Raw genomic sequence first — 26481 nt, forward strand, 5'->3', positions numbered from 1 at the left:
TGTGCTATTCCTATACCATTATCAGCAATTTCTAAACATGCATAATTTCCAGCAACAGAAATAGAAATTTGTATCTCAGGAATTTTTTCACAATAACGAATAGCATTCTCTATTATATTACGAACGATTTGACTTAGTGCATTTTCGGTAATAAATAACGGACCTATTTCACCATGCTTCGACAGCAAAATTCGCGCTTGTGGATGCACGAGCTTCAGTTCATCTATCACCACTTGGAGTACCACCAGTGCATTTGCCTCACTCGCATGATCTTTTTCTTCACGCCGTGCAAGCTCTAATAATTCCTCTATCATTTTGCGCATACGTGCGATTTCCGATAAAGAGGTATCTATCGATTCTTCTAAAATGGCAGGATCGTTTTTGCCCCATCTTTTTAAAAGTGAAAGATGTCCTTCAATTGCTTGTATGGGTGTTCGCAGCTCATGGGAAGCGTCTGCCACAAATTGTTGCTGCTTAGTAAAAGAAATTTGCAGCTCATTCATCATAGCATTGTACATTTTCAATAAATCGCCAATCTCATCATGTGATGTATAAGTCAATTGGATAGGCTCATTAAACCCCTGATCCATCACCTTTTTCATCGATGCACGCAATTCACGTAATGGCTTCATTAAATAATTGGCAAGATAATAGCCGATAGAACCCGATAACACTAATGCGCCTATCCCTGCTATAAGCATCGCTGTCAGTAGATAATGCATCAGTGATTGAAAGCTTGTTAACGGATGTATGACTTGAATATATCCCTGAAAAAAGCCTAGTTGCAATGGCTCGTTGATTACTAATACATCCTGCTTGTCGATTGTCGTCTCGATAACCTCTTGCATTGCAGTAAGAGGTACGGCTTCTGACGTATGATTAATACGTAGGATTTCTATGCCATCTACATTAAACAATCTGACCGTTTCATCACGATCGGCAATTGATTTCAGTAAACCTGTATTTTGTTGGATTTGCTGAATCGTAATATTGGGACCCTGAGATTCTAAAAAGGAGATGATATCCTTACTAGTTCGGACTACTTTACTCTCTTCATCATTTAATAACCATGTATGAAGAAATAAATAAACAACAACACATATAATGGTATAACTAATAAAGATGACGATACTCGACGTTAACATCCATTTTGTTTGCAAAGATTGGTGGCGTAGATATCCTTTTAATTTGTTCATTCACGCATCACGTATCCAACACCTCGAACGGTTTCAATATAAGCATTCATATCACCAGGTAGTTTTGTGCGTAAATGTCTTATATAAACATCTACTACATTGGTCTCAATATCTGTATCATATCCCCAAACTGACGTTAAAATATGTTCCCGTGTACATACTCTATTTTTGTGCTCGATTAATAGTTTCAGTAAATCGTATTCTGTCTTTGTTAAGTCAAGTTTATTCCCTTGCACAAAAACTTCATAGGCTGCTACATCTATTTCGATATCGCGAAAACAGAGGGATTCACTGTTTGCTGCCGCTGGCGTGACACGACGTAAAATCGTCCGTATTCTCGCAAGTAGCTCTTCAATCGCAAACGGTTTGACGATATAGTCATCCGCACCTGCATCTAAGCCCGCTACACGATCCATGACAGCATCTCTAGCCGTTAATAAAATAATAGGAACCTGTGACTGTGAACGTATACGCCGACAAATCTCTATTCCATTAATGCCAGGTAGCATTACATCCAGTAACAGGACATCAAAATTTTCAGCTGTTGCCATTGCAAGTCCTTCTCGACCATCGAAAGCAGCTTTCACCTCGTAGCCTTCATGCTGTAATTCTAGTTCGACAAAACGAGCAATATGCTTTTCATCTTCTACTAATAATATCTTTTTAGGCATCGTATCACCTTCTATTCCAAAATAGCGTATGAAGGATTTTAATCCATTTACGGTACTAGCATAACACCAATTAAAAAGTCTGTCTCACAAGTTTACCTTGTGGACAGACTTTTTTAATGGCTGCCAGAAATAGAGAGCTTATTTTTCCCCAATTCTTTTGATTTATATAAAGCTTGGTCAGCTAAATCCAATAACTCATCTAGTGTTTGGCCATGATCGGGATAATAAGCAATTCCTATGGAGGCTGTTGGTGAAAAATGATGATCTTCAATGATCCAGCCTAATGCTAATTCATCTCGAATCCGACGAATAATATGCATCATTTGGCTATGTCTTTTTTCTATATCTCTCGTTAACCCCGTTAAGATGACAATAAATTCATCGCCACCTAGACGAATAACCATATCATGACTACGAATCGTCTTGTTTAAGGCATCGCCAAATCGTTGAATAAATGCATCACCTGTGTCATGGCCAAAGCGATCATTTACCTCTTTAAAATCGTCACCATCTAGATAAAGCATAGCTACACATGTCTGATTGTCGTTTGCTTCCACCAGTAAATTCGGAAACTCCTTTTGTAAATAACGTCGATTAGGTAGCTGAGTTAAAGCATCATGATAAGCTAGATACAGCAAATCATTTTCCCGTTCTTTACGATGGGTAATTTCACGAGACACCATCATGATTTGTGACACCTTCTCCCGTTCAGGGTCATGGACAACTGTGACATTGCCCTCCGTCCAAATCGGCGTACCATCTTTCGCCCTCAGTAGTAGCTCAAACTGTGTATCAGTCTGACCAGAATAATTATTAATGAATGATTGCCACTCACTCTTACTTTCTCCATCAATAATGTCACTGTAAAACTGTCCTTGCAGCTCTACATTGTCATAGCCTAAATACATATTATAGGATGGGGATGTATAAATAATGATGCCATCCTCATTCGTGATGACAATTAAATCGTTCGTATTTTCCGTAATGAGGCGGAAAGTTCGTTCGATATTTTTTAATTCCGTGAACATTCTTTTCTTGTCCGTAATATCATAGTTAATGGTTAAAATTTGTTCGATGTCACCAAACTCGTTTTTTAATGGAACAATAGTGGCTTCAACCCAATAATCGGCATGATATTTCGTCCGATAGCATAGCTCCCCCTGCCAAATCTCCCCTGCATTAAGCTTGTCATTTATGCTCTGCAAAAAATCCTGCCCATGGATCCGTGGTTCGATTAATGCATACGGCTGGCCAATTAGCTCCTCTGCGCTATAGCCACAAGCCTGTAAAAACATTTCACTTACTTCAGAAATATTGCCTTCATGATCTAATACGGCAATGGCCGTGGCAGAGTTTAATGCAGATTTAAATACATCAAGCCCGTGAGATTTCGAACGTAGTTCTGCTTTTTGAACCGTGAATTGGGTAAAGTCTTGCATGATAAGAAATATAGCAAAAGAATTATCATCCTGCATCACAGGTGATAATGATACTAAATACATTCGTTCCTGTTGGTCCAGCGTGTACAATCTAATGATCTTTTCTGCAACGTTTTCCCCTCTTGCCGCCATTTGTAAGCATAAATTTATTTCTTCCACTTCTTCTTTTGGAACGATTGGTAGATCAACAAACCTTTTTTGCTTGACGCTGTCATTATCTAGTTGGAAACCTTCCATAAAGCTTGCATTCACTTCGTAAATCATGCCTTCAGCAGATAAAATAACAGTAGAGAAAAAGGCATGATCAAACATGGACCGCATAAATAAAAATTTATCTTCAATACTGCGGTCATAAAGAATTTCCTTCGTGATGGCCAAAATATAGTCTTCATTATTATATGTCAATGGTCTGACGGACGTTTCGTATTTACGCACCTCCGACTGAACATATGCATAATCTACATAGTCAACCAGATTATGCTCGCTAATTGCCTGATGATACTTTTTCTGAATGATCGAGAAATTTCGTTTTGAGGTAACAGTCGAAAGCATTTTTCCAATCGCCTCATTGGATAACAGATCTCGAGCTGCTTGGTTTAAGCGAATATATTGATAATCGTCTCCTATTTTTTTCATGAGAAAAACAAAATCCTTGCCAATAAACAATTGATTAAAAAAATCTTAGCTTAAAAGATACTCCATGCTGTCACCTCCAGAAAACCCTTGCAATCATGATAAAAATGTTAGTATGTATCCGTATGTAGAATTAAAATAATACTACTATTATAACATAAAAATAAATAATTACCTTTCTAGAATCAGAAATAATATATCCTTTTTAGGGTAATATTTGATATATTACCTATTCTAGCAAAACTTAAATCCTACTAAAGAAATGGATAAATGATTAATTTTAGTTAAAAGTGATAGGATAGACTTAATGTTAAAAAACAACAATAAAATTGATATTACCATCTCCTTTATCAGAATTTACTGACTATTAAACTTGAATTTTGTTTTTTACGAGCAAAATGATTGCATCAAACAGTTTCTGTGTTATATTATATTTAAAAAACTAGCCTTTTTTCGGTATGGTCGAAATCAGTAAGACAGCGGGAGATTATGGAATATCATAGTTATAACGTCTAGTTCTTTGGGTTTTAATTCCAGTACGAATTTTAGTTTTCTTCTTTATGCTTCAACGGAATTGTTTTAACTACCCTAGTAAAGGAGGCGTTTCGTATGCTTAAACATCGAGACCTGCATGAATGTACAGAGCTTTATGAGCTATTATCACACCCTTCTGTATTCCCTTTTGTCCGTCAGAAAGCCACATCAGCTGATGAATATTGGTTTATGACAAAACAACTGATTGAGGAGGAGGCGAGAGGACTCGCTATCTCGAGGACCATTACTGATGACTGGGGTCAACCAATCGGCACCATTAGTATACACGATGTTGAGGACGGTGCAGGCTTTTTAGGAACGTGGATTGGACTCCCTTACCAAGGTAAAGGTTATAATCAAAAAGCGAAAATGTTATTTTTAAACGAGTTATTTTTTGAATACAATTTCCATACGGTCTTTCTCCGTATACGAGTTGAAAATATAAAATCACAGCGTGCTGCGTTAAAACTCCCTTATGTGATGAGTGCAAACGAAAGCCATCCTACTCTACTAGCACAGGTCAATAGCGGCGAGGCACAATTTAATTTATTTAAAATTCCAAAAGATTTATTCTATCTAACAACAGCACATCAAATACAAGAAGGCGAAGAGCAAGCAATGTAACGCTCTTATATAAGAAGAAGCTATAGGTTTTGTCACATGACATGCCCTATAGCTTCTTTTTATAGCCTTTATTTTTTATATTGTAAAATTAATGACGCCATTTCATCTGGTGTTTTTGGCTTTTGCGTTTTCGCCATCGTCTCCACCATTTCTGCCTTACGCTCTGTTAGAGTATGAACAGATTTCATAAATGATTCCTTTGTTAGCTCTTCTTCCTGTAACACTTCTGCATAGCCTTGTTTTTTAAATAAATTGGCATTTAATATTTGATCTCCGCGGCTTTTTTGTGCAGAAAGCGGCACTAAAAGCATTGGCTTATGAAGCGCCAAAAATTCAAAGATGGAGTTAGAGCCTGCTCGCGACACAATAAAATCAGCTGCATGCAATAAATCAGGTAATTCAGTAGTCACATATTCAAATTGCTTGTAGCCTGGCATCTCTGCTAACGCTTCATCGTAATTCCCTTTACCACATAAATGGATAATATGAAATTGCTTTAAAAGCTCTGGCAAGTTTTTACGCAAGGCCTCATTGAGGACCACTGAGCCCAAACTTCCTCCCATGACAAGTAACACCGGCTTTAAAGTAGAAAAGCCACAGAAAGATAAACCTTTTGCTCTATCCCCTTGAAACAGCTCTGGACGGATAATAGAGCCCGTGCAAGTTGCCTTTTCTTGTGGTAAATGCTTCAGCGTTTCTTCAAAAATCGTAAACACATGTGACGCAAAAGGCAACGCAATTTTATTAGCAAGACCTGGCGTCACATCGGATTCATGAATAACGACAGGAACACCCGCGAGTTTCGCTGCCATGACAACAGGGACAGAAACGAAACCTCCTTTGGAAAAGACAACTTGAGGCTTCACTTTTTTCATAATACGAAAAGCCTGCATCATTCCAGCAAGCACTTTAAATGGATCTGTAAAATTTTTCATTGAAAAATAACGACGCAATTTACCACTCGCAATGCCATAAAACGGAACATTGGGAAATGCCTCGCCTATTAATTCTTTTTCAATACCCTGTTCTGAGCCAATATAGTGGACATCATAACCAAGTTCGAGTAAAGACGGGAGTATCGCTTGGTTTAACGATACATGGCCAGCTGTCCCACCACCGGTTAAAATGATTGTTTGTTGTTTCACATGAATTCTCCTATTCCTTAAAAACCATTGTAGTCAGCACTACTTTTTGTTTACAGTGTTCTATTTTACTATATGCTGACGAAAAGATATAGATGAAGCATGAAAAATTCAGCTTTTCTCTCTTTACATATGCTATACTTGTTCATTATGTTCATGAAGGAAGTATAAAACATGTACCAAACATCTACAATCAAGGAAAAATACGCATTACTCTTAAAAATGATTGTCCCTATACTAGTGACACAAGTAGCTATTTATCTCATTTCATTTTTTGATATTTTAATGTCCAGTCGCTATGGGACGGCAGATTTAGCAGGTGTATCGATTGGCTCCTCTATCTGGATGCCCATTTATACTGGCCTGTCAGGGATTCTTCTTGCCATTACACCGATTGTCTCACAGCTTGTCGGTGCAAAAAAAGAGATGGATGCTAAAAAGGCTGTCCAGCAAGGCATTTATGTAGCCATCATGCTAGCTATTATTATTTTCTCAGGACTCTTTTTTGGCATTGACTGGATACTTAGCAAGATGAGCTTAGAATCTGCTGTACATAATATTGCCAAGGGCTACATTTATGCAATGTGTGCTGGTCTATTACCACTATTCTTATTCTTTGTTATGCGTTGCTTTATTGACGCACTCGGACAGACACGTGTCACGATGATTATTACTTTAATGACAACGCCGATTAATATTGCCCTTAACTATATGTTTATTTTCGGTAAATTCGGCGCACCTGAGCTTGGTGGGATTGGTGCTGGTGTCGCAACAGCCATTACATATTGGCTCATTTTCATGATTACGGTATGGATTATCGCGAAACGAGTACCGTTCGAACGTTTCCGTCTGTTTCACCAATGGCCTAAACTAGAATGGCTGCGCTGGAAGGAAATATTACTCATTGGTGTACCGATTGGCATTTCCTTATTTGCAGAAACAAGTATTTTCTCTGCCGTGACGATGATGATGAGTAACTTTAGCACTGAAATAATTGCAGCCCACCAGATTGCCTTAAATTTCACTTCCCTTTTATATATGGTACCGCTTAGTATTTCCATGGGCGTTACGATATTAGTAGGCTTTGAAATTGGCGCTGGACGCATGCGTGATGCCCGCATTTATAGTTATCTATGTGTAGGAACAGCCATTTTGTTTAGCTTTATTTCTGCTTGTATCCTATTCATTTTACGTGAACCAGTAGCTCATATGTATACAGCAGACAGCATGGTGCTCGAATATGCCGTACAGTTTTTAGTCTATGCGGCGATTTTCCAGCTATCTGATGCGATCCAAGCACCTGTACAGGGAGCTTTAAGAGGATATAAAGATGTGATGATAACATTTATAATGGCCATTATCTCTTACTGGGTAATCGGCTTGCCTGTAGGCTATGTCCTTGCTACGCATACTGATTTTGGCCCATTCGGCTATTGGATTGGACTTGTTGCAGGCCTTACAATGGGTGCTATTACCCTTCTCATTCGCTTACTTATCGTACAAAAAAGAGTGACCGTCTAACGATTAAAAATCGCCTTTTCCTGTTGAGAAAGGCGATTTTTATCGTATAACTCCTGTACGAATGATTTTTACTTGAACTGTCGGCACAAGCTGTAATGATGCAAATTCATCACGCCAGTTTTCTTGAAACATGTTTGGGTGGTAAGCCCGAATATGACGACCTATCCCTAATGTATCTGACTTTTGATTTTGAAGAATGCGTAAAACCTCCTCAAATTCAGCCTGCACACGATCTTGAAACAATTGTTGAACATCTTTGAAAATGGAATCTTTATATAAATGATTTTGGGCAAATTCCTCAATTTCCATGTCTATTTGATAGTCCATCGTGATTCTTCGTAATTCCTCATTCACTGTCCATTTCCTTTTCACATGAATAACATTTGCTGTAATCGGCATTTCTTTTCCATCATGCTTCCACATATAGCTCATTCGTGCTTGTTTACTAGATTGATTCATTAAAAGCAGCATCATTAATGATTGATCTGGTGTTAAGACTGTACCCGTAAAGGTTTGACCTGAAAACAAGGCTAAACCAGCTGCAACCGCATGCTTTCTATCCTCACTTAGCTTGATATATGGAAGAGCAATATCGATTGTCTGTTCAAATAACATCGAGCCAACGGTCTGTAAATCCAGCTTCGGAAAATAGGTATTTTCTTCTGAACTTTCAATAAACCGTTGATAATAGCCTCCTGCACTACCCGATAAATCTTTTGTTAAGTCAATAAACGGTTGAACATCCCCATCTGTTATTGCAATTTTAATGGAAATGGGGTTATGGGGATCACGAAAATAAATATCTAAAATATCATAAAGGGGCTCTTTTACCGTTTGATCCGAAACAAGAATAGTTGATAGTTCTGATAAATCAAGTGTCTGCTCGACATTCAAATTGGCTTTACTACGAACATCCCTTGGTGAAATTCCCTCAGCCATAATAATCTCTGTTTGCTGAGCAGTATTGTTGGGATAGGCATAATAACCTTTATATTCCCCCACACGCCCTTCCACACCAACAAGCGTCACAACGGAAGCATTTTTATAGAGGCGTTCATCCCAACAAGCGACAAGCAGCAAGACGGACAACATCAGTAGAATCCCCTTACGATACACCTTTTCCCCTCCATTTATTCCAATAGATAATGACAATGGGTAACAAAAACGTAAAGACTAAAAATAGATAATGTAAAGAGTTTTTGATTATTTCTATGCTTCGGAATTTAATAACAAAAAGCGGAAGAACAGCTAGCAATATGTGATAGACAACTATACTTCCAATCGGTTTCTTCCTATTTTTCTTCAAATACAGCAAACGAAAAGACAGTCCGAAAATCATGACCGTAACAATCGACCAAGAAAGCCATATATAAACGAAAAAAATATCAAGCCGCTTCACGAATGTGACTTCCTGTGATTTCAAAATATACATAATTGGCTCTGGAATAAGCTTGATCTCCTCCAAACCAAAAAACATTTGCGTAAAAACAATCGACATAAAGAAAAAAATAAAAATGACCAGTTGATAGATGAACAATGGTTTCCCTTTGACCTGTAATTCCTTCTGTACATACGGTCGATAGATGAGGTACATTTCAATTCCAAAATAAGCGTAAGTGCTATGAATGATCCCCGCTATGATTTGTTTATTATTCCACTCAACTGGGAAAAGGTTACTCCACGTTAAGTCAGGTAGCGCTAGCATTAAAAAAATCACAAATAGCAAAATAATCGGCAGTAGCATGACACTCATATTAATGACTGTTTCAGGTCTACTCACATTAGCATAAAGAGATAGTGCAGCAATAATGACTACAACAATCCATTCAGGTGTCTGCGGGAGTACCCATGAGGCTAATACATAGCCCATATAGGCAATTAAAATAGCTGTTAGCAGCAGCCAATAAATTTGATAGATCCATCGAAAGAATGCATTTAAATAGAAATATTGATAATTACGTTCGAAAAATAGGAGTAGACCATAATGTATGACACTACCTACCATAAAGATCCACCAAGCATTCGTCTGACTGCCAATGATTAATGGTGTTTGGAAGGCAATATAAACAACACCTGTCTGTATGATAAATAATAAAAGAAAAAATTGAGCTTTTGAAAGAGAAACATTCATGGTGTATCCTCATTTTTTGCCTGTGCATCCTTTGGCGGCTGAAAGCTAGTAACTTGAACGGATGGCTTAATAAACGGCCAGCGTAAAAAGATTTTAAAGACCGCTTTTGGCTGAAATGGAATGATCGGTGAAAAATACGGCTGTTTTAAGGACGTTAAATTGAGGAGATGAATGAGTAAAATAACAATCCCCACAACAATCCCTAAAAAACCAAACATAGAGGCTAGTACCATAAACGGAAATCGTAGCATACGAATTGTACTATTCAATTCAACGGATGGCACCACATAGCTGGAAATAGCCGTTAGAGCGACAACGATGACCATTAAATTGGATACTAGGCCCGCACTTACAATTGCATCCCCTATAACTAAGCCTCCAACAATCCCGATGGTTTGCCCTACGGATTGTGGTAAACGAATGCTCGATTCTCGAATTAATTCCATAATAATTTCAAGAATAAGGGCTTCGATTAATGGACGATAAGGGATATCCTTTACATCATTTTTCACTTGATTACTTAATTCCAAAGGCAATACCTCAAAGTGAAAGCTAATCACGGCAATATAAAAAGCTGGTAAAAAAACAGCAGTTATAAACGACAGCAATCGGACAATTTTATAAAAGGATCCAACGATTACTCGACCATTGTAGTCGTCTGGTGTTTGATAGAAAGAGAAAAACGTGACGGGTGCAATAAAAGCGGTTGGTGAAATATTCGTCATCACGACAACCTTACCCTCCACTAAATTGGCAACAACCCGATCAGGATGTTCTGTATTTAGCAATTGAGGAAATGGAGACAACACAGAATCCTCCAATGCATCACTTAATTGACCTATACTATAAAAATAGTCGATATCGAGAGACCTAATACGCTTCTCTATCTCACGCAGTGTCTCCGGTTGGATCACCCCATCCATGTAGAGATAATACGCTTTTGTTTTGGTTTCTTTGCCAACCAGAAAAGATTTAACGACAAGCGCTGGATTATTCACCCGTTTGCGTAACAAGGCTAAATTCGTATCGATTCTTTCAATAAAACCTTCATGGGAGCCACGTAGAATATGTTCATTAATAGGTTCTTCAAGATTTCGGTGGACATCGTTGATAATAGAAAGTGTCAGCATTTTCCCTATTTCAGGCAATATAACAATTGTTTCGCCCTGGCATACCCGCTCAATCGCTAGAGGGAGGTCAAAATCTTCTAATGTCGTAATTAAGGTTTCACTCCAAAAAGGCTTTTCTGTATCTAATCGTGCATAAATCGTATCTAATACTTTTTGTACTTCCTTCGCATCAACAAGAGAAGCGTAAAAGCATAAAATAGCAGGGTTTCCTTCATGCCAATCTACCTGTCTGACTGTCAAATCAGATGAATGGTAGAATACTTTTTGCAGGCTTTTCATCATATATTCCACTTTATCCATAAAACGCCTCCTCTATTGGAGAGTATAAGCATTTTTAGCAGTTTTCAAACGCCACTCTTATAAGGGAACAGAGACATAAAAAAAGATGCCCTTAAGGAAAAAGGAGCATCTTGATGGTGTTTTATTTTTTAAAATAAGTCTCGAGATCCTCATACAGAAAAGGCTTACCTTCCATTTTTTCATGTTGGTTATGCAAGGCTAATTCCTTCTCACCCTCTTGTGTCAAGAGAAGCGCGCATATTTCCTTGATATACGCTCCTATTTGGACGAAAAGCGCTCTTAATACGTTAGTATAAGCTCCTATTTAGTTGAAAGGTGCTCGATTACCTTGGTTCCCGCTCCTATTTAGAGGATAGGCGCTCCTTTTATTTTGCTACCCGCTCCTATTTTGATGAAAGGTGCTCCTTTTACATTGCTACCCGCTCCTTTTTGCAGGAATACCGCTCTTTTTTCCTTGATACCCGCTCCTATTTGAAGAAATCCGTTCTAATTACTTTGCCATATGCTACTTTTCTAGAAGGTAGCTCCCCATTAAATCAACAAAAAAAATGCTCTATAAGCCTCGGCAGACTTATAGAGCATCTTTCTTTAAACGGTTGATTATTTTTGGATAAATTGTTGTGTCCAGTAGTTACCTGATTTCACGTAACCTACCCCGATATGTGTAAAGTTACCGTTTAAGATATTCGCACGGTGACCTGGTGAGTCCATCCATGCTTGTACCACCTCTTGTGGTGAACGTTGACCTTGGGCAATGTTCTCACCAGCAGCTTTGTAAGTGATACCTAAAGCTTTCATGCGATCAAATGGTGAACCGAATGTTGGACTTGTATGTGAGAAATAGTTTTTACTTTGCATATCTTGTGATTTTTCACGAGCTGCAGCCATTAATTTTGCATCAGTTTGAAGTGGTGATAAACCTGCTTTTGTACGTTCTGCATTTGTTAATTTAACTACTTCTTGTTCAAACGCGTTTACATCTGAAGTTGTTGTAGATGGTGTTGTTGTAGATGGTGTTGTTGCTGGTTTTTCATTTTGTGATGGTTGATTATTATTTGGTGTCGGTTGTGTATTATCATTTGTAGTTGGCGTCTCTTTAGATGGTGTAGATGCCTGTGGTAATTGAATGTTCCACTTATGATTGTTTGACCATTTATAATAATAAACATTACAGTTCGTTGACTGCTTTACGGAATTCCCTTCTGTTGTATTAGTAGCAGCAGAAGCTATTTGAATTGGAGCTGCTAATAGAAATGTTGCACAAATTGCAGTGAGTGTTTTTTTCATGTTTGCAATTCCTCCTTCTCTGCCATTAATCGTAAGGGATGATTTTCTTTAAATTCCTACCATCATTTGCTAACTACGCCAACAAGGAAAGAAATGCGCGAAAAATCGGGTTTTTTTTACCCTACTTTTTAGTAGGTTTCTCCAATCTATGAAATACTTACGTTCGAAAGAGGGTTGACACTCCTCTTAAACTAGTAAATATTTTCGAAAAACAGCATTTAAAATGAATAAAAAATGTATGTTTTATGCAACCGATCCTATTCCTCATTTTTTCATTTCAATTGTTGAATAGAGCTTGAGATGGCTAGCATTGATAGCTGATAGCCATTCTAATATTACAGTTATGTTACAAAGGCGTTACATTTCATTTACATAAAAATAAAAGAACCTGCGTAAAACTACACATGACCTATATGTGTAAAAATGCGCAGGTTAACATTTTATTTAATTCATCCCAATAACAGGTAGTGAACCAACATTCTCTCCAATGATGACAAGTTTTGCTGGCATTTTAATATACTCGGGCAGCCATTGTACCATCCCATAAGCGTATTGGAACAGCATCGGATTTTTGATGCCCTCAATTGGTACATAGCCTTTCATACGGTAAATCGTTTCAGGTAATGTTCGAACCCAATCTTCAAACTGCTCCTGAGAAAATTCCACATCCGTGAATTCTACTAAGCGTGAGCCAAGCTGCAAGGAGGCAATAGGTGCTTTGACAATGTCCGCTTTATCAGCCTGTGTCGTTGCCTTTAATCCCTCTAATAAATGTAGTGGTACACGCCCATTTGTTGTTTGCAAAATAAAGGCATGTGGGTTTAAGCCCTGGAGCTCGTAGACGACCTGACCTTGCTCCACCTCTGTTAATAAATCTGTTTTATTTGCCAATAAGAGATGTGCATGGCGAATTTGTTCCATAAATAAAGAACGTACTTGCGGTGTTAGCGTTTCACGATGGAGCCAAAGCTTAGAATCAGCTACTGTGACAATGCCTTTGACATTAAGCTTATCAGCAAAAAGGGGTGAATACACAGCATCTAATGCTTCCACGGGATGTGCTGCACCTGTTGTTTCAATAATTAACACATCAAAATCACTATCTAATAGAAGAGATTGAATTTGCGCCTCCGTTTTTTCAGCACCTGAACAGCAAATACAGCCTTCTAGCATCTCTTTAAGAGGAATATCTTTTTCTACTGCCTGTGAGTCAAATGGTAACTTCCCAAGCTCATTCATAATGACTGCTGGCTTTAAGTTTTTTTCTTTTAGTTGGCGAATGACATCTGTAAGCATTGACGTTTTGCCACTCCCTAAAAAGCCACTAAAAAGGTATACATCTTTCATCTTATTCATCCTCCTATAAAAAAAGCTGTCGCAGATGCCGTGAAAGACGACTGCTGCGACAGCTACACTGTTAGTTTGTTGATTCCTCAGTTTTTTCAGCTGTTCCTAAAAGAAGCTCTTTGGCTTTTAACAACTGTGGATCATCCGCTTTCATTTTCGCACGTAAAGCATCCATTAATGCGTACGTTGTATTACCAGTTAAAATACCTGTTTGTTCAAGATTATTCGCTGCTTGTAGTTCTTCTACAGCACGCTCTGTATTGTCATCAAAAATGCCATCGACCTCACCAGGCTCATACCCTAATACTTGAAGCATCTCCTCTGCTGCTTTCACAGAGTCAGATTGTAAACCTGCCTTCATTTCAATAGAGGCATTCAAGTATGGTAAAGAGGCATAAGATGGGTAAGCCACTTTGACATCAGGCTCAATCCCTTTTTCATTAATCCAGTTACCTTTAGGCGTTAACCATTTACCTGTTGTAAATTTCAGATTAGAACCATCTTTTAATGGTGTCACATTTTGAACAGTACCTTTACCGAAGGATGTTTCACCTACAACTTTGGCACCAACAGATTCTTTTAAAGCACCTGCTAAAATCTCTGAAGCAGAAGCACTACCATTATCGACAAGCACTGTGATTGGTAGATTATATTTCTTCCCTGCAATAGCGTTTGTGATTTGTGGCTCTGCATTTTTTTCTTGAACCTGAACAATCGCCTTGCCCTCTGGTACAAAGAAGTTAGAAATATCTACTGCAGCTTTTAAGTAGCCACCAGGATTTTGACGTAAATCTAAGACAATGCCCTTCATGCCTTTACCTTCGTATTCAGCAAGGATTTTGTCAAGCTCTTGGGCAGTTTGTTCACTAAATGATGTAATTTGAATATGGGCAATATTGCCATCAAGCATTTCGCCATACACTGTTTCCACTGGTATATCATCACGAACAATTGTCATGTGAATAGGCTCCGTATTTTCTCCGCGTTTCACTGTTAATTTCACAGGTGTTCCTTTTTCCCCGCGAATGAGTGCCACTGCTTCCGTTGCACTGAAGCCTTGAATGCTTTTCCCATCAACCGTTAAGATGATATCTTTTGGTAATAAGCCTGCCTTTTCAGCAGGAGAATTTTTGATAGGTGACACAACTGTAATATAACCATTACGTTCTTGAATTTCAGCACCAATTCCTTGGAAGCTAGAAGATAAGCCAGAATTAAATTGGTCGGCCTCTTCCTTCACCATAAAGTCAGAATATGGATCTCCTAATGCATCAAACATACCATTGATCGCACCGTCGACTACTTTTTCATCATCAATATCTTGGTAATAGTTATTTTTCAGTAAATCAAATGCTTCATATAATTTTGTAAATTCCGCACGTTCAACCGGAACTTTCACTTCCACTACTTTCTTATCACCAAATGTTAACGCAAAAATCGTTAAACCTGCCGTGATAAGAATAGTAAAGAACATGAGCATGATAAATTTAAACGGTTTCAGTTGAATAAATTGTCCTGCCGGCTTTATTTCAGCTGGTGTCGATTCCTGCTGCTGTTCTGTACTTTCCTTTTTCTGTTCATCCATCTTGATTGTCACCACTCTCATTTACACTAACTTGTTGTCACACTACTACCATCTTAACAGGTTATACAGAAGACGAAAAGAAAAAGACTGTCAAAATTTCATGACAGACCATGTCCAATCATGCTTCATCCTATCTAGTATTCTAGCACCTATTCACCTAAGTTTAGACATATAATGGTACTGCCTTTTAATTTTACTCATTTCCTAGTAGCAGTCAACAAAAAACTAAAAGAAACATAGAAATGCTATAAGAATATAACGTGCAAGAGAGCAAAAAAGTTGCACCTCATTAACTATTCATTAATTTTTGCAGTTTTTTATAGACCGAATGGACGGTTAATCGATGAAAGGTAATAAGTTGCCCTTTATAAACGACAGAAAAAATGCCATATGGAGTAGGCGATTTTTCCATCAGATCCTCTCTATTTTGAAGGTCAATCAGATCTGGTATCAATCCTAATTTATTCGCCGCTACTTGAATGTTTTCTGTAGCTACTTCAACATAGGGGCATTGAAACGAACGCAAAATAGTTAGGTTTTGAAATTTCGCCAATCGTTCCTTCCAGTTATTAGGAAAGTAGGGCAAATCAATATTTTCTTGTAATGCAAACATTAATAATTCGAAATCATAAGGTGCTGTTGCAATACATTGAAATTGGTGCTGTAAAAATAAATCCTTGCTCGGTGTCCAGGATGTTTGATCATTCGATAGGACGACTACTTCTTTTTTCCCTCTCTTTTTGGCATCCTCTAAACATTTTTTCAGTAATTGTGTTCCGTAACCCTTGCCTACTGCACTCACCCAGAGACAATGAATAACTACAAAGCCATCAGCATAAACGACCCTCGACGAGTACTCCGCATCTGCATACTCAATAAAACCTACTTGTTTACCATTTTCAAGTAGCTGTATGTAGTGTAAACCTTTTTCAAATTGTTGATTGAGCCATTTGTTTTTGTTTAGATAGCCTGGCGAATTCTTTTTGCTCCGTAAACAGAAACTGCCCATTCCCTCTAACCATTCTCCGTTCATTTCAAGCATTTCTACCTGTGACATGGCATTTCCTCCAATAATGATTTCTGCTAATTTTACCATTATTGGTGAATGATTCAAATAGCGTTATCGTGAACGTGAATCGCCTTTTCTTAAGCTTACGCATATGATGCTAGTAATGACACATGTAAGGAGGAAAAACAATGGGGAGAAATAATAAACAAAACCAAGGCAATGAATCCATAGAAATTTACGCGGCTAAGCTATCTTATATTGGTACAGCCATTTCAACACTAGGGGATGGCTTACAGACCATTGCAGCTGGTCTTGTACTAGAAGCGCTCCAAAACGCGAACAATGATTCTTCTCAAAATAATAATGGCAACGGGAATGGCAATCAAACAGTGAAAATAGATAATATGCAGAAACAAATTGATTATTTAATTACTGAGCTTAAACAAATTAAAAAAATGTTAAAATAACCCTTTACATAAAGAAAAAGTGTTGAAGACGTTTTGCTTCAACACTACTGTTTTTTTTCCATTTTTTTCGGCGTCCCCTGTATTTCCATCAATTCAGAAACTGTTACAAATTGATAACCCTGTTTTTCCAGCTCAGGTAGAATCTGCTCCAGTGCTTTGACTGTTTGGGCTCGGTTTCCACCACCATCATGAAAGAGAACAATATTACCAGCCTCCACACCTTTCAGTACCGTGTTAACGATACGATGGACTCCAGGGCTTTTCCAATCTAGCGTATCCAAATGCCAGGACCACATCACGACTTTATAGCCTTCCTTGGCAATTGCTTCAATCATTGCATCGGTATATTGTCCCTCGACCGGCCGGAATAATGTTGGCTGATAGCCCGTAATACCAACAATTACTTCATCGGTTTGTTGAATTTCTTTCATTAAGTTCGGCACATTTGTTTTTAAAGGGTGCGTAAATGTGTGATTGGCTAATTCATGCCCCTCTTCATACATTCTTGAAAGGAGTTCTGGATTTTTTTCTGCATTTTGACCGACAATAAAAAAGGTAGCTTTCGCATTATATTGCTCCAAGACATCGAGAATTTCTGCTGTATATTTACGATGCGGGCCATCATCAAAAGTTAAGGCAATGATTTTTTCATCTGTTTGGATTTCCCAAAGAATTTGTCCCGCTTCTTCATAATACTTTCTTCCTTTATTCTCAGAAGAACTCACTTTCATATAAAAAAATGACACGGTAATTAGACAAAGTGGTAGTAAAAACAGTAAAAGCTTTTTCACATTTTCACGTCCCCAAATAATTTTTTCGTACTTTATTATTTGAGGATTTCATAAAAAAATGCTTACGTTTCGCAAATTTGATGTTGTATATGATGTTCCAAATGTTGCACATAATCTTGAATAAGCGATGCTAGTGTCAAATGTTGCTGATTCATAACAATCGGTAGTTCTAACGATTTTTCAGGTATGTTTTCCAGCACATAGATGATTTTTTTGTTTAAGCTCGTCCATAGCTGTAAAATAGCTTCTATTGGCATTTCTTGATAACCCTGTAACTCGACCCATCGCACTTGGTCGTATGTAGTCACTACGTATGGTGAAGCCTTATACTGGATGTTTATTAGTCTTTCAAGATTAACTATAGCCGAATCACATAAATGACCAACTATTTCTTTTTTAGACCACTTTTTCGCCGCAGGTCGATGCGCTATTTCTTCTGCTGTCATCACATGAAATAATTCGGGCACTTTTATAATCCAATATTGTAATTGATCAATCGTCTTTTGCATAATGGTCACTCCCTACCTGATTAATCTGAACATAATAATCTAACAACGCAATGACATCTTGCACTCGTTTATACTCTTTTTCAATTTTAATGGAAATCATTAAAACAGTGATCGTAAAGCTTAATACCGTTATTGACACAAGCTGGACAAGCGACATCCCCACTAAGAACATGTTATTCATCGTCGCAGCAATGAACATCAATACGGACAGAATAACCCCACTTAACGTGATAAAAATAGGCTTATAACGCATAATTTCATCCGCCTGTAATTTTAAAATTCGGATGATATATTGAACCTCTTGAATTGTATATTGCTGTTGAAAAATAACAAAATAAGACCTATATACCTCATCGTTTAGCTTTTTATGAAGTATATTTTTATGAAACTTAAGCACAAATTGATCCCCAAAATCATTCGCCAGCGCTTTCTCAGGCTTTAATAGCTCATCTTTAATGTCAATGAAGGCGACCCTTAAACCTCCTCATCCGCTCATGATAAAAACAATTAGACCTTATACTATATGATAGAAAGATGGAGAAGTAGTACGTCAGAAAGTAAAGTTACTATTTTTTAGTGCTTTTCCGTTGCCAGCTTAGCCCAAACATGGTAGAAGCAAAGACAAAAACCGTCGTACAGAGCCACATTGCCAGTCCATTATAAGCACCTTTAGCAATAGTAATGTTCGCTAAAATGATAATTTGCATCATACAAATAGCAATATACAGCATGATGGTATACTTCATACTAGCACCTCCATTTGCGAAATTTTTTTAATTACCAAATGCAAAAACAAGATCCGTTTCACATACGATTTCTCCATCTACAGTCGCTATTCCTGTCCCTTTTCCTATTGCTCCCTTAACTCGTGTAATGTTCACCTCAAGGCGTAGTTGATCACCAGGTTTTACTTGTTTTTTAAAGCGACAATGATCAATACCTGCCAATAAACCTAAGCGTCCCTCATTCCCCTCCTTTGTTAGCATAATGACTGCACTGACTTGTGCAAGTGCTTCTACAATTAGCACACCAGGCATTACAGGGTAATGTGAAAAATGACCGTTAAAGAACTCCTCATTGATGGTCACATTTTTTAGCCCCACTGCTCGCTTTCCTTCCTCTAATTCCAACACACGATCTACTAAAAGAAATGGATAACGGTGTGGTAAAATTTCTTGAATTTGTTGACCAGTTAACATACGTAATCCCTCCACAGCTTTTTATAGCCTTATTCTAACACTAATTATTAGTAGTTGATACTAAAAATAGAGTTTAAGGAAAAAAAGACAGTGCTACAACCAAAAATAGAAAACAAGCTGTGCCAAATGATACGATGCTCATTGCCGATTTATTCTCCTTTCGCCACTCTCTCACCCCGATAAGTATAAATGTTAAGCCTAATAAGGTGAAGGTAACAGGTAAAAACGTAAAGTCCTTTGTTACGAGACCATAAACGCTAATCATAATAATGACCACAGCAAATAGTAGTTGTAAGCCTAAAGATCTGCTCATTGCAATCACTCCCCCGTTAAATTACTTTTCTGAATATTTTTTCATTACTTTTTCAATATTTCTTTATCGACAGCCGCACTGTAGCTAGAATATAATATTCCATGCATTCACCCTAGAATGATTAGTTTATTAGAATAGGATGGTTTAGCATGTTATCTTTTATTGCAATAGTTCTTTTATTATTTTTAATTCCAGGTCCTGCTGTCATTATCACGATTACACAAACATTAAAAAGTGGTAAAAAGAATGGAATCTATACAGCTTTAGGCATTGGTCTTGGAGATTTAGTGCATACATTAGCGGCTGTTTTAGGTCTTTCTGCTATTTTAATGAAATCAGCCACTGCCTTTGAAGTGGTGAAATATATAGGGGTAGCCTACCTTGTGTATTTAGGTATTCAAATGCTCCTCACAAAACCAAAGAAAATCGAACAACCAACTGTGGAACAAAGCCCTGCTAGTACGTCATTCCGCCAAGGGTTTTTGGCAGAAATTTTAAACCCGAAGACGGCATTATTTTTCCTTGCCTTCCTACCACAATTTATTCAGCACAATGAACAATCTGTCACAAGCCAATTGCTAACGCTGGGGATTACTTTTGTCGTAATGAGTGCCTTGTATACTATCCTACTAGCAATTATTACAAGCTTCATCGGTGAGAAAATCTTTACGAAAACGAGTGGTAGCTCACGTTGGCTTGAAAAGACAGTTGGCTTCGTTTATATCGGTCTCGGTGTCCGTTTAGCGTTACAGACACAAAGTAGATAATTTGAAGAAGAACACGATATGTGTTCTTCTTTTTTGCAGGAAAATGAAGAATGTTAGCCAATACATACTAAAAAGGAGGGTTTAACTTGAATCAACGTCAAGAAAATTTATTTGAGCAATTAGCTCATTACCGTAGCGAGTTGCTCCACTTCCTAGAGCATGTGTCTGAAGAAGAGGCAAATATCATTCCAACTGGTTTTCATAATAATATTCGCTGGAATTTGGGCCATCTCTATCTCGATCAATATTTATGGATAGAAGCATTAACAAAAGAAAAGGATGCGGAGCTAGACGTTTTCATGAAATGGTTTGGTTTTGGCACATCGCCGAATCATTTTGACAAAAAAACGCCTACCTTTGAGGAATTAAAAAGTACTTGACTCGGCAGCCTGACCAAGTCAAGGAACGATATGGTGATCGATTGGCTGAAGAATTTCCCCCTATTGACATGGGCATGCAAACAATTGAACAAGTACTGCTACGCACTATCTTTCATGAAGGGTTGCATTTCCAAGCTATTTTAACCATTCATCGATTCCTGAACTAATTCGGGTCTTTTGCTTCCTTATTCATTGCTAATTTTTAAGTTACCTTTATCAGATGCAAATCAAAATAAGATTTAACCATTTTGTTGCGGTAGACAATTTCCACCTTTATTTATTTCTAAGGCTCGATATATTCTTGTCCGAACGTCTTCAACTTCAGACCAATAAACTTTATTGGCTGCATTTCTGAAGGTGCTCAAGCCCCCAATTGTGCCTCTGAATAATCTTGAGCGTTGACATTATGTACATAAAATAATTGATTACTTCTAAATCGTCATCATGATAATTTTTAAAATCAAGCATCTACACCCATTTTCTCGTAATCTATTATACCAATGATAGGATATTTATGTAAAATTTAGTAAGCTTATAGATTAAAATCAATCTATAAGCCTATATTTCATGTTATTGTTTCGGTGTATTGGCTGTCAGTGGATTAGCATTTGCAACTAATTGAACAGGTGTTGTCGTTTGCTGAAAGCTTTCCTTCTGTCCTTGGTTTGATTTCCCATAGCCTTTCATGGCTGCAAAAAGCGCTACACCTACAATGCCCCAAGTTAAAAATTTCACAGAATAACCTCCTTTCAGTTTTAGTATTAGATAACATAATCGGATTATACGCTACGGTATTTATACAAAAATTTTATTAAAAACAGAAGAATATTATGGTAAAATTGTATATGTGGCAATTTTTTATATATAGGAGGTTTATTACCATGAAGAAAATTTTCACAGGACTTTGTATAACATCAATGTTATGGATGGCTTCACCGGCTGAAGCTGCCACGACTCAAATTAAGATTGACGATGTTGTAGTAAAAACGGATACAGCACCCGAGCAAAAAAACAATCGAACAATGGTACCTTTACGTGTAATCAGCGAAAACCTTGGTGCCCAAGTTGATTGGAAAGATTCGAAAATTACCCTATCGATGAATCAAACAACGGTTTCTTTAAATGTCAACAATCAAACAGTCATTAAAAATGACAAAAAGGAGCAATTAGATGTAAAACCTTACATTAAAAATAACCGTACCTATGTACCGCTCCGCTTTATTGCCGAAACATTTGGCAGCCAAGTCGATTACAAGCAAGGAACAGTGTCTATTGCCACTAAACCATTGCTGATTGAAAATGAAAAAATAAAGGCCCTACAATATGAATACCATATGACAATGGGTGGTATCATTCAGGAGATAAAGGGCAATGCCTATCACAACGCTATTTATAAAATTTTCCAAGAAGAGAAAGGCGACAAAGTAGAAGCTCCAAAGGAATATTATTGGCACTTTAATTTAGATGAACCTGGGTCTTACTACAAGCTTGGCCAGTATGATTTTATGACTCATGACAATAATAGTATCAAGCAATTTGATATTTATTCATTAAACGGTCCTTTCCCAGAAGAACTACTAGAAGGCTATCCTAAGGTACTTCTACATGATGTTTCCGAAAATAGCTGGTATATCTTCTCAGAGCAAGCCGTGAATTCGATTCAACAGCTTATCAACAATGCATCAGAAAATGGCTTTAGTACCGTTATTAGTAATACAGTAGCTTAAATTTTTAATGCTTAACATATTCTGTATGAATTTGCGCAAACTATTCCTATCAACGTTTGCTCGATGGAGGTTTGTCACATGCAGAAATTACTGTTACTAAGTATTGTGCTACTTTTCCTGGCTGCCTGCTCCGCGGAACAAGCTCCGCCTAGTGAGGAAGCCGAAGCCAAAGAACAGACCGTCAATGCAGAGCCAAAAGAACATCAAAGTGTTTTGGTACTTGATGACTAATTGGAAAAGCGTGTTTTGATGAAATACCATCAAAACACGCTTCTATTTTGGACTATCTTTGTATAATCTGTATAAGATTACCACAAGTATCATCGAAAACTGCTATTGTGACATCCCCTGTTTTGGTCGGTGCAATAGTAAACTTTACACCCTTCTCCAGCAAACTCGAATACTCTTTTTCTATATCTGCAACACCAAACATCGTTGCGGGAATCCCTTCTGCGAAAATCCTCTTTTGATAATCTTTTGCTGCAGGATGCTCATCTGGTTCGAGCAAAAGCTCGGTACCCTCTTGATCATTAGGCGCAACAAGCGTTAACCATCTATATTTACCTACAGGAACATCCTCCTTTTTTACAAACCCTAGCTTCTCCGTATAAAATGCCAGTGCCTTCGCCTGATCTTGTACAAATATACTGTTTACTATGATATTCAATATATTTTCCTCCTTGTCTTTGTGGTGTAGTGCCAGTGCCGTCTCTTACTTTACTCTACCCATCCTTTCAGCAAATCTTGAAGTGGTTCTTTATTGAAGATCATCACTCGATATTTTCCCTTACGTTGTGATGTGACGAGTCCTGCATTTTCTAACACTGAAAGATGTTTGGCAATCCCCTGTCTCGAAATAGAAAGTTCATACTTCATGAGAAGGCGAACCGTCAATTCATACAACGTCATCTCGTCACGTTCGGCTAGTTCGTCTAATATAAGTCTCCGTGTCGAATCCCCAAGTGCTTTAAAAATAGCGTCTTTATCCCAATTCATACATCGATTATATGCAACTATTTGGTTGCACGTCAATTAGAAGCAACTAATCAGTTGCATGTATAGGATAGGATGGAACGATTTGTTTTTGTGGGGATTGCTTCTTACATTTTGGAGCGGGTTTTAGTTTTTTTGAGCAGTTGCCTTATTGGTTTGAGCGGGGATAACTCTTTTATGAGCGGTTCTCTCCTCATTTGGAGCGGGGGCTTCTCTTTTTTGAGCGCTTTTCTCATCATTTGGAGCGGAGGCTTCTTTTTTTTGAGCGCTTCTCTCATTGTTTGGAGCGGAGGCTTCTCTTTTTTGAGCGCTTCTCTCATTGTTTGGAGCGAGGGCTTCTCTTTTTTGAGCGGTTCTCTCCTCGTTTGGAGCGGGGGCTTCTCTTTTTTGAGCGCTTCTCTCATTGTTTGGAGCGGAGGCTTCTCTTTTTTAAGCGCTTCTCTCATCGTTTGGGGCGGGTTCCTTACTTTTTGAGCGCTTCTCGCATTGTTTGGAGCGGGTTCTTCTCTTTTTCGAGCGCTTCTATCATCGTTTGGAGCGGAGGCTTCTCTTTTTTGAGCGCTTAACTCCTCGTTTGGAGCGGGTCCTATACTTATTGAGCTGTTTTCACACATTGCCATACGTTCTTATCTCTTTAAATCAATACCTAATATTAATAAATAATTTATAGCAAACAAAAAAACTCCACTTTAAAAAAAGTTCAAAATTGAATTATTTTTTTGATTTAAGTATAGGTAATGCAAAACCACCCTACAACACTGAGAATCAAGGGTCTTTCCTGAAGTTTTGATAGCAAGTTTCATATTCATCTTTCATTAACAAACTTTTACAAGCCAATCCATTTTCATGATAAATCTCTTTATCAATTATTAATTGGATGCTTCTATTTGAATTTGGATAGCTGGGGTCATCATTTACTATGTACAGCGTATCCTCATCCAGCCATTCCATCGCAAAATTACTCTTAGCATCACTATAATAAACTGTTTTGACCTTACTTTTCTCCATATTATTTGTAATTTCAACCCATACATTTACACCACCTGCAGCTCCACCATATGGTTCGTAATAAGCATTAGCATCATACTTTTCTGTAGGGGATGTTACAGGTCCAGGTCCTTTTTGAATAAATTCTCTATCAATATTACTGAATGAAAAAAAGTACATTTTATATACAAAGATTGAAGATGTCAGAACAATGCCTAACAATGTTGCAATGAGCATTTTTTTAGGAAAAGCTTTCTTTGTAATGGTAGAAATCATTATGTTCGCACATAACATCAGAAATAAAATAATCGTAATAAATAATCCAAAAAAAATGAATATAGTCATCCCTCTTTTTTCATTAACATATCATTTCGCAAAACTCTTTTTAAAGTAAAGTAGCGAATCAAATGTTTTTGCTGTTATATTTTTTTACAACAGTTGCTAAAATGGCAATAATAAAAACGATAGCACTATTTATCATTAAATAATACCCAAGTTGCATGCCATAAAACAGCGCGAAAGGATCTCGAATAATTATTATTGCTAATGTTCCACCGAGCGCACCAAAAAAGATTGCTAGTAGTAGTATTGTAAAAGCAGAAAAATAGAGATTCTTCTTTTTTCTGTATGAGATAAACCCAATAATATTTGCAATAACGATAAAAAAACCCATTAGAATTATGAAGAAATAATCCATTTAGCTCTCCTTATATTTTTATTATAAAAACTATAGGTGGACAATTTTGCACCATTAGTTTAATAAGGGTCCGCGAACCCTATTTATCCCATTCTTCTCTGACAAAAGCTATTGCACTTTCTATAGTTACGATCTTTTTTTTGAGCCAACATTCCCCCATTTCTCTTACTAACGGGTGAATAAAACCAATTCTATTAACAATTTTTACATAATCTAACAATACATTTATAACGCTATCGTTTAATCCCAACTCTTGTAAATCTCGCACCAGTTCGATATCATCCTGAGAAACACCGCCATTACTTTTTATTAAATAATCAATTGGTGTTGAAGAATTAACCTGTTGTCTATACCATTCGTCGGAACTCATACCTGTTTTAGCTTTAAACATTTCTACTTCTTTTGCTTGCCATTCCTCTATTGTCATTCCGTGTACTTCTTTAAATCGTTCTTCAGGCGTCGTACCGTATATGACTTTACTACCTCTTTTCTTAGATTGTTTTTTATCTTTAGTCATTCCACATCACTCTTTTCTACCAAAATACGCAGCTAGCTCAATAAGGAAACACCGCTTGTCGATGATACATATCAACATAACATAAAGGGGAATTCGATGATTTACTTAAAATTAATTTTAACATAAATATCCAAAAAAATAATCACCTCAAGACTAACTAACGAGTTGATTTTTTCAAACATTATTATAAATAGCCTCTAATTCTCGCACCGCTTGGAACGGGAGCTTCTCTTTTTTGAGCGCTTTTCTCATCGTTTGGAGCGGGGTCCTTACTTTATCGAGCGCTTTTCTCATCATTTGGAGCGGGTCCCTTACTTTATCGAGCGCTTTCCCATTATTTGGAGCGGGGTCCTCTCTTTTTCGAGCGTTTCTCCCATCATTTGGAGCGGGTCCCTTACTTTATCGAGCGCTTCTCTCCTCATTTGGAGCGGGGTCCTTACTTTATCGAGCGCTTCTCCTATCATTTGGAGCGGGTCCCTTACTTTATCGAGCGCTTTTCTCATCATTTGGAGCGGGGGCCTCTCTTTTTCGAGCGCTACCCCCATCATTTGGAGCGGGTCCCTCACTTTTTTGAGCGCTTTTCTC

Annotated in this window: 32 protein-coding genes and 1 pseudogene; 7 read left to right on the top strand and 26 right to left on the bottom strand. The window is 37.6% G+C overall.

Translation table 11 applies throughout. From position 1 onward, the window contains the following. From RT445_RS10040 to RT445_RS10050, 3 genes are all read right to left on the bottom strand, one after another. A partial coding sequence (locus RT445_RS10040; RefSeq protein ID WP_313470490.1) for a sensor histidine kinase occupies positions 1-1196 on the bottom strand: 1196 nt, incomplete at its 3' end. Beyond that, positions 1193-1867 (bottom strand): response regulator transcription factor, encoded by a 675-nt coding sequence (locus RT445_RS10045; protein WP_274797150.1) that lies wholly within the window; start codon positions 1865-1867, stop codon positions 1193-1195. The genes RT445_RS10040 and RT445_RS10045, both read right to left, overlap by 4 nt. Positions 1868-1980: 113 nt before the next feature. Further along, positions 1981-3942 (bottom strand): diguanylate cyclase domain-containing protein, encoded by a 1962-nt coding sequence (locus RT445_RS10050; protein WP_313470492.1) that lies wholly within the window; start codon positions 3940-3942, stop codon positions 1981-1983. A 606-nt stretch (positions 3943-4548) separates the two neighbouring features. Here RT445_RS10050 and RT445_RS10055 point away from each other — a divergent pair. Further along, complete coding sequence (locus RT445_RS10055) at positions 4549-5097, top strand: GNAT family N-acetyltransferase (protein WP_274797147.1); 549 nt, start codon at positions 4549-4551, stop codon at positions 5095-5097. Positions 5098-5165: 68 nt separating this feature from the next. Here RT445_RS10055 and RT445_RS10060 read toward each other — a convergent pair whose 3' ends face one another. Continuing rightward, entirely contained in the window at positions 5166-6242 is a 1077-nt protein-coding gene (locus RT445_RS10060; protein ID WP_274797145.1) for an undecaprenyldiphospho-muramoylpentapeptide beta-N-acetylglucosaminyltransferase, read from the bottom strand. 171 nt (positions 6243-6413) lie between these two features. On the opposite strand from RT445_RS10060, the gene RT445_RS10065 reads away from it, so the two are divergent. Further along, on the top strand, positions 6414-7760 hold the full coding sequence (locus tag RT445_RS10065) for an MATE family efflux transporter (protein WP_274797144.1): 1347 nt from the start codon (positions 6414-6416) through the stop codon (positions 7758-7760). Positions 7761-7799: 39 nt separating this feature from the next. Here the strand turns inward: RT445_RS10065 and RT445_RS10070 are convergent, their stop codons facing one another. The 7 genes from RT445_RS10070 to RT445_RS10100 form a co-directional block, all read right to left on the bottom strand. Continuing rightward, a complete protein-coding gene (locus tag RT445_RS10070) occupies positions 7800-8876 on the bottom strand; it encodes a Ger(x)C family spore germination protein (protein ID WP_274797143.1) in 1077 nt (358 codons plus the stop codon). Next, complete coding sequence (locus RT445_RS10075; protein ID WP_274797142.1) at positions 8866-9891, bottom strand: GerAB/ArcD/ProY family transporter; 1026 nt, start codon at positions 9889-9891, stop codon at positions 8866-8868. The genes RT445_RS10070 and RT445_RS10075 overlap by 11 nt, the downstream gene beginning before the upstream one ends. Next, a complete protein-coding gene (locus RT445_RS10080; RefSeq protein ID WP_274797141.1) occupies positions 9888-11321 on the bottom strand; it encodes a spore germination protein in 1434 nt (477 codons plus the stop codon). The genes RT445_RS10075 and RT445_RS10080 overlap by 4 nt, the downstream gene beginning before the upstream one ends. A 600-nt stretch (positions 11322-11921) precedes the next feature. Then, positions 11922-12608, bottom strand: a complete 687-nt coding sequence (locus tag RT445_RS10085; RefSeq protein WP_274797140.1) for a CAP domain-containing protein — start codon at positions 12606-12608, stop codon at positions 11922-11924. A 444-nt stretch (positions 12609-13052) separates the two neighbouring features. Further along, on the bottom strand, positions 13053-13955 hold the full coding sequence (locus tag RT445_RS10090; RefSeq protein WP_274797138.1) for a CobW family GTP-binding protein: 903 nt from the start codon (positions 13953-13955) through the stop codon (positions 13053-13055). A gap of 70 nt (positions 13956-14025) precedes the next feature. After that, positions 14026-15540 carry a lmo1851 family serine protease gene (locus RT445_RS10095; protein WP_274797137.1) on the bottom strand — a complete coding sequence of 505 codons (1515 nt, stop codon included), beginning with the start codon at positions 15538-15540 and terminating at the stop codon, positions 14026-14028. A gap of 289 nt (positions 15541-15829) precedes the next feature. Further along, a complete protein-coding gene (locus RT445_RS10100) occupies positions 15830-16597 on the bottom strand; it encodes a GNAT family N-acetyltransferase (protein ID WP_274797136.1) in 768 nt (255 codons plus the stop codon). 140 nt (positions 16598-16737) lie between these two features. On the opposite strand from RT445_RS10100, the gene RT445_RS10105 reads away from it, so the two are divergent. Then, entirely contained in the window at positions 16738-17016 is a 279-nt protein-coding gene (locus RT445_RS10105) for a translation initiation factor 2 (protein ID WP_274797135.1), read from the top strand. A gap of 44 nt (positions 17017-17060) precedes the next feature. Here the strand turns inward: RT445_RS10105 and RT445_RS10110 are convergent, their stop codons facing one another. From RT445_RS10110 to RT445_RS10135, 6 genes are all read right to left on the bottom strand, one after another. After that, complete coding sequence (locus RT445_RS10110; RefSeq protein ID WP_274797134.1) at positions 17061-17807, bottom strand: polysaccharide deacetylase family protein; 747 nt, start codon at positions 17805-17807, stop codon at positions 17061-17063. A 62-nt stretch (positions 17808-17869) separates the two neighbouring features. After that, a complete protein-coding gene (locus RT445_RS10115) occupies positions 17870-18316 on the bottom strand; it encodes a DinB family protein (RefSeq protein ID WP_274797132.1) in 447 nt (148 codons plus the stop codon). After that, positions 18300-18713, bottom strand: a complete 414-nt coding sequence (locus tag RT445_RS10120) for a hydroxymyristoyl-ACP dehydratase (protein WP_274797131.1) — start codon at positions 18711-18713, stop codon at positions 18300-18302. Before RT445_RS10120 ends, RT445_RS10115 begins: the two co-directional genes overlap by 17 nt. Positions 18714-18882: 169 nt before the next feature. Further along, entirely contained in the window at positions 18883-19062 is a 180-nt protein-coding gene (locus RT445_RS10125) for a hypothetical protein (protein WP_274797130.1), read from the bottom strand. A gap of 27 nt (positions 19063-19089) precedes the next feature. Beyond that, positions 19090-19515: a 3-hydroxyacyl-ACP dehydratase FabZ gene (gene fabZ, locus RT445_RS10130; protein ID WP_274797129.1), complete on the bottom strand. Its 426-nt coding sequence runs from the start codon at positions 19513-19515 to the stop codon at positions 19090-19092. Between the two features lie 73 nt (positions 19516-19588). Next, positions 19589-19828 carry a DUF3953 domain-containing protein gene (locus RT445_RS10135; protein WP_313470498.1) on the bottom strand — a complete coding sequence of 80 codons (240 nt, stop codon included), beginning with the start codon at positions 19826-19828 and terminating at the stop codon, positions 19589-19591. A gap of 149 nt (positions 19829-19977) precedes the next feature. On the opposite strand from RT445_RS10135, the gene RT445_RS10140 reads away from it, so the two are divergent. Then, positions 19978-20595, top strand: coding sequence for a LysE family translocator (locus RT445_RS10140; protein ID WP_274797127.1), 618 nt, complete (start codon positions 19978-19980; stop codon positions 20593-20595). A gap of 86 nt (positions 20596-20681) precedes the next feature. Beyond that, positions 20682-21142 (top strand): annotated as a pseudogene (locus RT445_RS10145) (DinB family protein). Between the two features lie 403 nt (positions 21143-21545). Here RT445_RS10145 and RT445_RS10150 read toward each other — a convergent pair. Beyond that, positions 21546-21710: a hypothetical protein gene (locus tag RT445_RS10150; protein ID WP_274797126.1), complete on the bottom strand. Its 165-nt coding sequence runs from the start codon at positions 21708-21710 to the stop codon at positions 21546-21548. 146 nt (positions 21711-21856) lie between these two features. Here RT445_RS10150 and RT445_RS10155 point away from each other — a divergent pair, with 146 nt between their 5' ends. After that, the gene (locus RT445_RS10155; protein ID WP_313470501.1) at positions 21857-22702 is read left to right on the top strand and encodes a copper amine oxidase N-terminal domain-containing protein; all 846 of its coding nucleotides are present in this window, start codon (positions 21857-21859) and stop codon (positions 22700-22702) included. Between the two features lie 78 nt (positions 22703-22780). Further along, entirely contained in the window at positions 22781-22933 is a 153-nt protein-coding gene (locus RT445_RS10160; RefSeq protein ID WP_313470503.1) for a hypothetical protein, read from the top strand. A gap of 52 nt (positions 22934-22985) precedes the next feature. Here the strand turns inward: RT445_RS10160 and RT445_RS10165 are convergent, their stop codons facing one another. The 8 genes from RT445_RS10165 to RT445_RS10200 all read right to left on the bottom strand — a co-directional run. Beyond that, a complete protein-coding gene (locus RT445_RS10165) occupies positions 22986-23369 on the bottom strand; it encodes a VOC family protein (RefSeq protein ID WP_313470505.1) in 384 nt (127 codons plus the stop codon). Between the two features lie 50 nt (positions 23370-23419). Next, positions 23420-23698 (bottom strand): ArsR/SmtB family transcription factor, encoded by a 279-nt coding sequence (locus RT445_RS10170; RefSeq protein ID WP_313470507.1) that lies wholly within the window; start codon positions 23696-23698, stop codon positions 23420-23422. A 104-nt stretch (positions 23699-23802) separates the two neighbouring features. After that, the gene (locus RT445_RS10175) at positions 23803-24315 is read right to left on the bottom strand and encodes a hypothetical protein (protein WP_313470509.1); all 513 of its coding nucleotides are present in this window, start codon (positions 24313-24315) and stop codon (positions 23803-23805) included. Between the two features lie 145 nt (positions 24316-24460). After that, positions 24461-24958 (bottom strand): DUF5412 family protein, encoded by a 498-nt coding sequence (locus RT445_RS10180; RefSeq protein WP_274797120.1) that lies wholly within the window; start codon positions 24956-24958, stop codon positions 24461-24463. A 127-nt stretch (positions 24959-25085) separates the two neighbouring features. Continuing rightward, positions 25086-25379 (bottom strand): 3-isopropylmalate dehydrogenase, encoded by a 294-nt coding sequence (locus tag RT445_RS10185; protein WP_313470511.1) that lies wholly within the window; start codon positions 25377-25379, stop codon positions 25086-25088. Between the two features lie 79 nt (positions 25380-25458). Then, complete coding sequence (locus tag RT445_RS10190) at positions 25459-25896, bottom strand: hypothetical protein (RefSeq protein ID WP_313470513.1); 438 nt, start codon at positions 25894-25896, stop codon at positions 25459-25461. 174 nt (positions 25897-26070) lie between these two features. Then, entirely contained in the window at positions 26071-26193 is a 123-nt protein-coding gene (locus RT445_RS10195; protein WP_313470515.1) for a hypothetical protein, read from the bottom strand. Between the two features lie 14 nt (positions 26194-26207). After that, a partial coding sequence (locus tag RT445_RS10200) for a hypothetical protein (protein ID WP_313470517.1) occupies positions 26208-26481 on the bottom strand: 274 nt, incomplete at its 5' end.

It is taken from the genome of Lysinibacillus sp., assembly GCF_032093475.1.
Classification (GTDB): domain Bacteria; phylum Bacillota; class Bacilli; order Bacillales_A; family Planococcaceae; genus Lysinibacillus; species Lysinibacillus irui.

What these genes read in the sequence shown, in the direction of transcription:
- RT445_RS10055 (WP_274797147.1), top strand. Translation starts at nt 4,549, where the DNA reads ATGCTTAAACATCGAGACCTGCATGAATGTACAGAGCTTTATGAGCTA.
- RT445_RS10160 (WP_313470503.1), top strand. Translation starts at nt 22,781, where the DNA reads ATGCAGAAATTACTGTTACTAAGTATTGTGCTACTTTTCCTGGCTGCC.
- RT445_RS10155 (WP_313470501.1), top strand. Translation starts at nt 21,857, where the DNA reads ATGAAGAAAATTTTCACAGGACTTTGTATAACATCAATGTTATGGATG.
- RT445_RS10080 (WP_274797141.1), bottom strand. Translation starts at nt 11,321, where the DNA reads ATGGATAAAGTGGAATATATGATGAAAAGCCTGCAAAAAGTATTCTAC.
- RT445_RS10105 (WP_274797135.1), top strand. Translation starts at nt 16,738, where the DNA reads ATGGGGAGAAATAATAAACAAAACCAAGGCAATGAATCCATAGAAATT.
- RT445_RS10170 (WP_313470507.1), bottom strand. Translation starts at nt 23,698, where the DNA reads ATGAATTGGGATAAAGACGCTATTTTTAAAGCACTTGGGGATTCGACA.
- RT445_RS10050 (WP_313470492.1), bottom strand. Translation starts at nt 3,942, where the DNA reads ATGAAAAAAATAGGAGACGATTATCAATATATTCGCTTAAACCAAGCA.
- RT445_RS10135 (WP_313470498.1), bottom strand. Translation starts at nt 19,828, where the DNA reads ATGAGCAGATCTTTAGGCTTACAACTACTATTTGCTGTGGTCATTATT.
- RT445_RS10065 (WP_274797144.1), top strand. Translation starts at nt 6,414, where the DNA reads ATGTACCAAACATCTACAATCAAGGAAAAATACGCATTACTCTTAAAA.
- RT445_RS10100 (WP_274797136.1), bottom strand. Translation starts at nt 16,597, where the DNA reads ATGTCACAGGTAGAAATGCTTGAAATGAACGGAGAATGGTTAGAGGGA.
- fabZ (WP_274797129.1), bottom strand. Translation starts at nt 19,515, where the DNA reads ATGTTAACTGGTCAACAAATTCAAGAAATTTTACCACACCGTTATCCA.
- RT445_RS10045 (WP_274797150.1), bottom strand. Translation starts at nt 1,867, where the DNA reads ATGCCTAAAAAGATATTATTAGTAGAAGATGAAAAGCATATTGCTCGT.
- RT445_RS10095 (WP_274797137.1), bottom strand. Translation starts at nt 15,540, where the DNA reads ATGGATGAACAGAAAAAGGAAAGTACAGAACAGCAGCAGGAATCGACA.
- RT445_RS10195 (WP_313470515.1), bottom strand. Translation starts at nt 26,193, where the DNA reads ATGATGAGAAAAGCGCTCGATAAAGTAAGGACCCCGCTCCAAACGATG.
- RT445_RS10125 (WP_274797130.1), bottom strand. Translation starts at nt 19,062, where the DNA reads ATGAAGTATACCATCATGCTGTATATTGCTATTTGTATGATGCAAATT.
- RT445_RS10115 (WP_274797132.1), bottom strand. Translation starts at nt 18,316, where the DNA reads ATGCAAAAGACGATTGATCAATTACAATATTGGATTATAAAAGTGCCC.
- RT445_RS10185 (WP_313470511.1), bottom strand. Translation starts at nt 25,379, where the DNA reads ATGGATTATTTCTTCATAATTCTAATGGGTTTTTTTATCGTTATTGCA.
- RT445_RS10085 (WP_274797140.1), bottom strand. Translation starts at nt 12,608, where the DNA reads ATGAAAAAAACACTCACTGCAATTTGTGCAACATTTCTATTAGCAGCT.
- RT445_RS10175 (WP_313470509.1), bottom strand. Translation starts at nt 24,315, where the DNA reads ATGGCAATGTGTGAAAACAGCTCAATAAGTATAGGACCCGCTCCAAAC.
- RT445_RS10075 (WP_274797142.1), bottom strand. Translation starts at nt 9,891, where the DNA reads ATGAATGTTTCTCTTTCAAAAGCTCAATTTTTTCTTTTATTATTTATC.
- RT445_RS10140 (WP_274797127.1), top strand. Translation starts at nt 19,978, where the DNA reads ATGTTATCTTTTATTGCAATAGTTCTTTTATTATTTTTAATTCCAGGT.
- RT445_RS10180 (WP_274797120.1), bottom strand. Translation starts at nt 24,958, where the DNA reads ATGATTTCTACCATTACAAAGAAAGCTTTTCCTAAAAAAATGCTCATT.
- RT445_RS10090 (WP_274797138.1), bottom strand. Translation starts at nt 13,955, where the DNA reads ATGAAAGATGTATACCTTTTTAGTGGCTTTTTAGGGAGTGGCAAAACG.
- RT445_RS10190 (WP_313470513.1), bottom strand. Translation starts at nt 25,896, where the DNA reads ATGACTAAAGATAAAAAACAATCTAAGAAAAGAGGTAGTAAAGTCATA.